This is a genomic window from Vulcanococcus sp. DEBay_Sum22DG08_74, from assembly GCF_017852955.1.
Classification (GTDB): domain Bacteria; phylum Cyanobacteriota; class Cyanobacteriia; order PCC-6307; family Cyanobiaceae; genus Vulcanococcus.
The window spans coordinates 1-4,885 of the sequence record NZ_JAFMKL010000116.1 but is presented as its reverse complement, the minus strand read 5'-3'; the positions used below and the strand labels follow the sequence as shown (position 1 = coordinate 4,885).

Genomic DNA, 4,885 nt, shown 5'->3' with positions numbered 1-4,885 from the left:
CGACCACGCCAGTAATCCGCCGAGTCATACAGAACCACCTTGGCGCTGTTGAACAAATCCACCAGGTCCTCAACCCATCCGGATTGCACCTCAACCCGCAGCCCCTTGGCCTGCAAGGCAGGAACCAACTGCTTCAGGACATAGGCACTGGTCTTGCGCTGCTGCACCAGAACATCAATGCTGCGCTCTCCATCGCCGCACCGCTTTCCCCGTTGCAGCCACTCGGGACTCAGGGCGTTGGGCACCAGACAAAGCGGATTACGTGGAGCCAGGTCACCCCAATAACCGAGGGTGTTGCGGCTCACCGCCAACACAGGAACAGCAGGCGGGAGGGGAAAGCCATAGCCGCTGCTGTGGGCGTGATAGGCGCAGGCGCGTCCGCGCAACTGCCGCAGCAACCAGGGGACATCAAAGCCCCAGCTCACAATCCAAAGAGCACCCCCCGCGCCACCTGGGAGAGGCTCGGCACGGAGCAAGTCAGCAAGGAATGGCCTGCCTTCTTCGCGCTGGCGGTAGGTCACCAGCTCGACGGGCCCCAACCCCGCTAGCAGGCGGGCGGTTTGGAGCTCAACGAGCAGCCCCCCACAGCGAAAGCGACCGGTGGTTCCGGGGACTAAGAAGCGAAGGGGGCGCAAGCTCAAGCAGCGACAGTCTCGGTGCTGCCGGTGCGCTGGCGACGGGTCAGGAAACCAAAGAGCACCTTGCCAATGGCAGCGACGAGGTTGCCCTCGAGTTCCTTGAACATGTTCATGTTCAGGTGGAAGGCCTCGTTGGCCTCTTCCACGATCCGATCGGCCATGGGCTGATCGATCGGCAGGGTGTCCATGGCCGAGCGATAGGTGCCCTTAAAGGCCTTCTCGTCCGAGATGGCATCGAACTCATAGAAGTGGAGACCGTCATCTCCACCCAAGTTCATCGCCTTCTGGGCGATGTTCTTGAGGATCTGGCCACCGGAGAGATCACCGAGATAACGGGTGTAGTGGTGACCGACGAGAAGCTCGGGTGACTCCTGAGCCACCTGGTGAATCCGCTCGACGTAAACACTCGCCGAAGGGGAGGGCTGGATGTTCTGCTTCCAGTCCGCACCGAAGTAATAGACGAGGTCCTTCTCAAGGGCCTCACGGCGGTTCAGTTGCTCAAAAGCGATGGGGGCCAGGACCGGATTGTCTTTCAGCCGGGCGAACTCGTCCTCCATCGCCCCATACACGAAATAGAGGTCGGCCACCAGCTTGCGGTAGCTGGCTTTGTCCACAACCCCCTTGAGGAAGCAGCTCACGAAGCCGGTGTTCTCGGCCATGGTGTGGGATTTCTTGGTCCCTTCACGCAACTGGGCAGCAAGAGCGACAGCCATGTCCTTGGATTCGTGGTCGTGCGATGCCGCACGGTCAGGAGAATCAAGGTAAGGGGGAGGCTGACGGGGGTGAGCGCAAGGTTGCGAAGGGTTACGCCACGTCAGCGGCGCCTGCTCCCGCCTCAAACAGATCAAAGAGCTCGCCGCAGAACTGCTTGAGCTTGAGGGTCACGGACTCCACGGGCAGATGCGAACCAGCAGGACGCCAGTCGCCCAGGGTGGTGAGCCGCCAGCGCTCGCTCTCGTAGGTCAACCCACGAATCGTGACCCCCAAGAGCCTGGGCCTGGCCTCACTGACCCCAGCAGCCAGGCTCAACTGCAGCAAAAAGGAGCGGCACTGGCTGCGGGGGCTCCAACCGGGGAGATGAAACGACAGATCCAGGGTCTGCTGGTCCTCGAAGGCGCGGGTGTGCGGGTCATCGCGCCAAGGACGCAGATTCGCCCGAGCGTCAGGGAAATGCCGACGAAACAGCGCGGCCACAGACGCGATCAGCTGAACCAATTCCAGTGATCGAACCTGGTCGCCTGCATTCATGCGTGCCTCCGGCTGCAGAACCCTGCTTGGCCGAAACCTAGGCTCACCTTCAGTGTTCTGCCGCAGCCATGGCGACCTTCGAGAAGCTCACCGCCCCCAGCCAAGGAACGGCCATCCGCTTCGAGAACGGTCAACCGGTCGTTCCCAACGACCCGATCATTCCCTTCATCCGCGGGGATGGCACCGGCGTCGACATCTGGCCCGCCACCCAGAAGGTTCTGGACGCTGCAATCGCCAAGGCCTATGGCGGTCAGCGTCGGATCGAGTGGTTCAAGGTCTACGCGGGTGATGAGGCCTGCGACCTCTATGGCACCTACCAGTACCTCCCCGAAGACACCCTGGAAGCGGTCCGCCAGTACGGCGTCGCGATCAAGGGTCCCCTGACCACCCCTGTCGGTGGCGGCATCCGTTCCTTGAACGTCGCCCTGCGTCAGATCTTTGACCTGTATTCCTGCGTGCGTCCCTGCCGCTACTACGAAGGGACGCCCAGCCCGCACAAACGGCCCCAAGACCTCGATGTGATCGTCTACCGCGAGAACACCGAAGACATCTATATGGGTGTCGAGTGGGAAGCAAGCGACCCTGTTGGCCAAGCACTGCGCAAGCACCTCAATGAGGTGGTGATTCCTGCCAACGGCAAGCTCGGCAAACGTCAGATCCCTGAGGGTTCAGGCATCGGTATCAAACCCGTGAGCAAGGACGGCAGTCAGCGCCACATCCGCAAGGCCATCCAGCACGCCCTGCGGATGGAGGGCAAGAAGCGCCACGTGACCCTGGTGCACAAGGGCAACATCATGAAGTTCACGGAAGGCGCCTTCCGGGACTGGGGCTACGAGCTCGCCACCACCGAATTCCGTGCTGACTGCGTCACGGAGCGAGAGAGCTGGATCCTGGACAACGCCGATCAGAACCCTGGGCTGAGCGTTGAAGCCAACGCCAAGATGATCGACCCGGGCTACGACAGCCTGACTCCCGAGAAGAAAGAAGCGATTTGCGCCGAAGTTCAAGGGGTCATCGATGCCATCGGCTCCAGCCATGGAGGCGGCAAGTGGAAGCAGATGGTGATGGTGGACGACCGCATTGCCGACAGCATCTTCCAGCAGATCCAGACCCGCCCAGCCGACTACTCGATCCTGGCCACCTTGAACCTCAACGGTGACTACATCTCCGATGCAGCTGCCGCCGTGGTCGGTGGATTGGGCATGGCACCGGGCGCCAACATTGGCGACACCGCGGCCATTTTTGAAGCCACCCACGGCACGGCCCCGAAGCACGCCGGGCTCGATCGCATCAACCCCGGCTCAGTGATCCTGAGCGGCGTGATGATGCTCGAATACATGGGCTGGCAGGAAGCGGCGGATCTAGTCACCAAGGGCATCAGCGCTGCCATTGCCAACCAGGAGGTCACCTATGACCTGGCCCGCCTGATGGAACCACCTGTTGAGCCGGTGAGCTGCAGTGGCTTTGCTGAGGCCGTCATCAAGCACTTCTAGAGCCAGACAAACGAAAAGCCCGGTTCATGCACCGGGCTTTTGCTAGGACAGCAGCTCAGAAAATAGAATAAATAAAGGGAGCCACGACCGATCCCTGAGTAAAGACAAGAAGCGCTCCCATCAGCACAATAGTGATAATCAAAGGGGCAAGCCAGTATTTTTTGCGGACCTTCAGAAAGTCCCAAATATCCTTAACAAGGTCGAGAAAAGCTTCCATTCAAACCTCAGAAGATGCGAGTTAAGTCCACGGTCTTGTGCTTAGACGTCTCGCGATAGGACTCCAGTCCCGTTCGCTTGCGTTTCAAGGGATCGTAACCGGTCAAGCGCATCACATAGGCGATGGGCTGTAGCACGAAGAGGAAAACCACACCAAGAATGAGGTGGCCATTGATCCATCCCAAGATATGGCCAAGCTTCATCCAGCCTTGGTAAGGCCACTGCAGTAATCGAGGCGCGATCAACGCCAGCATGAGGCTTGGGATCCCGATCACAAAGGGCCAAATGGGTGCATGGTGGCCCTTCAGAGAAGGAATCAACCAGCCAAAAACGAGTGGAAAGACGATCCCTAGCAGAATTCCAAACTCACGGAGCTGCTTTTTGGATGCGGGTGACGCTGACAAATGAATCATGATCAGTCGAGTTCAAACTCCTGTTTCCAGCTTTCGTCCGCGTCGTCCAGGGGCTGTTCTTCCTTCAACAACAACTGGTTCTGCAGCACCAAAACATCCATTTCGGTCCGCATAAAGCAGCGATAGGCATCCTGAGGCGTACAAACGATGGGCTCTCCGCGAACATTGAACGACGTATTGACAATCGTCGGGCAACCTGTTCTGCGTTGAAAGGCCTTGATCAGATTGAAGTAGCGGGGATTGGTCCGCTCGGAAACGGTTTGAACACGGGCTGAATAATCGACGTGCGTAATCGCTGGAAGTGAGGAGCGCGGAACGTTGAGCTTGTCGATCCCGAACAACTGTTCCTGCTCAGCCGTCATGGACTGGCAAAGCTCTTTTTTGACCGGTGCAACCAGAAGCATGTAAGGACTTTGAGCATTCAGCTCAAACTGATTCGCAACCTCTTGCTCGAGAACAGATGGCGCAAAGGGACGAAAGCTCTCACGATACTTAATCTTCAAGTTCATCACACTCTGCATCTGCTGATTACGCGGATCACCGATGATCGAACGTGCACCTAAAGCACGGGGACCAAATTCCATTCGGCCGTTGAACCAGCCCACCACCTTGCCTTGATCCAACAGCTCCGCCAACTGGTCAAAAAGGAGCGGGTCCTCGAGGGCCTGGAACGGAGCCTTGATACTTGTCAGATACTCACAGATTTCAGGATTCGAGAAAGCGGGTCCGAGATACGTCCCTTTCATCGCATCACCGCGTACAGGCTGACGTGAATTCTTGAAATGCTGATGCCAAGCCACCAGAGCAGCACCAAGGGCCGACCCCGCATCCCCGCTGGCCGGCTGAATCCAGATCTGATCAAAGATTCCCTCTCGCA

At 58.6% G+C, this 4,885-nt stretch carries 6 protein-coding genes and 1 pseudogene; 1 reads left to right on the top strand and 6 read right to left on the bottom strand.

The features are described from left to right. The 3 genes and pseudogenes from QZ184_RS10080 to QZ184_RS10070 form a co-directional block, all read right to left on the bottom strand. Nucleotides 1-635, bottom strand: a pseudogene (locus QZ184_RS10080) (glycosyltransferase family 1 protein); the annotation flags it as partial. Between the two features lie 2 nt (nt 636-637). Next, a complete protein-coding gene (locus tag QZ184_RS10075; RefSeq protein WP_247476483.1) occupies nt 638-1,351 on the bottom strand; it encodes a heme oxygenase (biliverdin-producing) in 714 nt (237 codons plus the stop codon). A gap of 91 nt (nt 1,352-1,442) precedes the next feature. After that, nucleotides 1,443-1,886, bottom strand: a complete 444-nt coding sequence (locus QZ184_RS10070; RefSeq protein WP_296419420.1) for a hypothetical protein — start codon at nt 1,884-1,886, stop codon at nt 1,443-1,445. A 68-nt stretch (nt 1,887-1,954) separates the two neighbouring features. Between QZ184_RS10070 and QZ184_RS10065 the strand changes: the two genes are divergently transcribed. After that, the gene (locus QZ184_RS10065) at nt 1,955-3,379 is read left to right on the top strand and encodes an NADP-dependent isocitrate dehydrogenase (protein WP_296419419.1); all 1,425 of its coding nucleotides are present in this window, start codon (nt 1,955-1,957) and stop codon (nt 3,377-3,379) included. Nucleotides 3,380-3,434: 55 nt separating this feature from the next. On the opposite strand, the gene QZ184_RS10060 is transcribed toward QZ184_RS10065, so the two are convergent. The 3 genes from QZ184_RS10060 to QZ184_RS10050 all read right to left on the bottom strand — a co-directional run. After that, nucleotides 3,435-3,596: a DUF5989 family protein gene (locus QZ184_RS10060; protein ID WP_296419418.1), complete on the bottom strand. Its 162-nt coding sequence runs from the start codon at nt 3,594-3,596 to the stop codon at nt 3,435-3,437. Nucleotides 3,597-3,603: 7 nt separating this feature from the next. Beyond that, nucleotides 3,604-4,008: an SxtJ family membrane protein gene (locus tag QZ184_RS10055; RefSeq protein WP_296419416.1), complete on the bottom strand. Its 405-nt coding sequence runs from the start codon at nt 4,006-4,008 to the stop codon at nt 3,604-3,606. Between the two features lie 2 nt (nt 4,009-4,010). Next, on the bottom strand, nt 4,011-4,885 hold an 875-nt coding region (locus QZ184_RS10050; RefSeq protein WP_296419415.1), incomplete at its 5' end, for a carbamoyltransferase C-terminal domain-containing protein.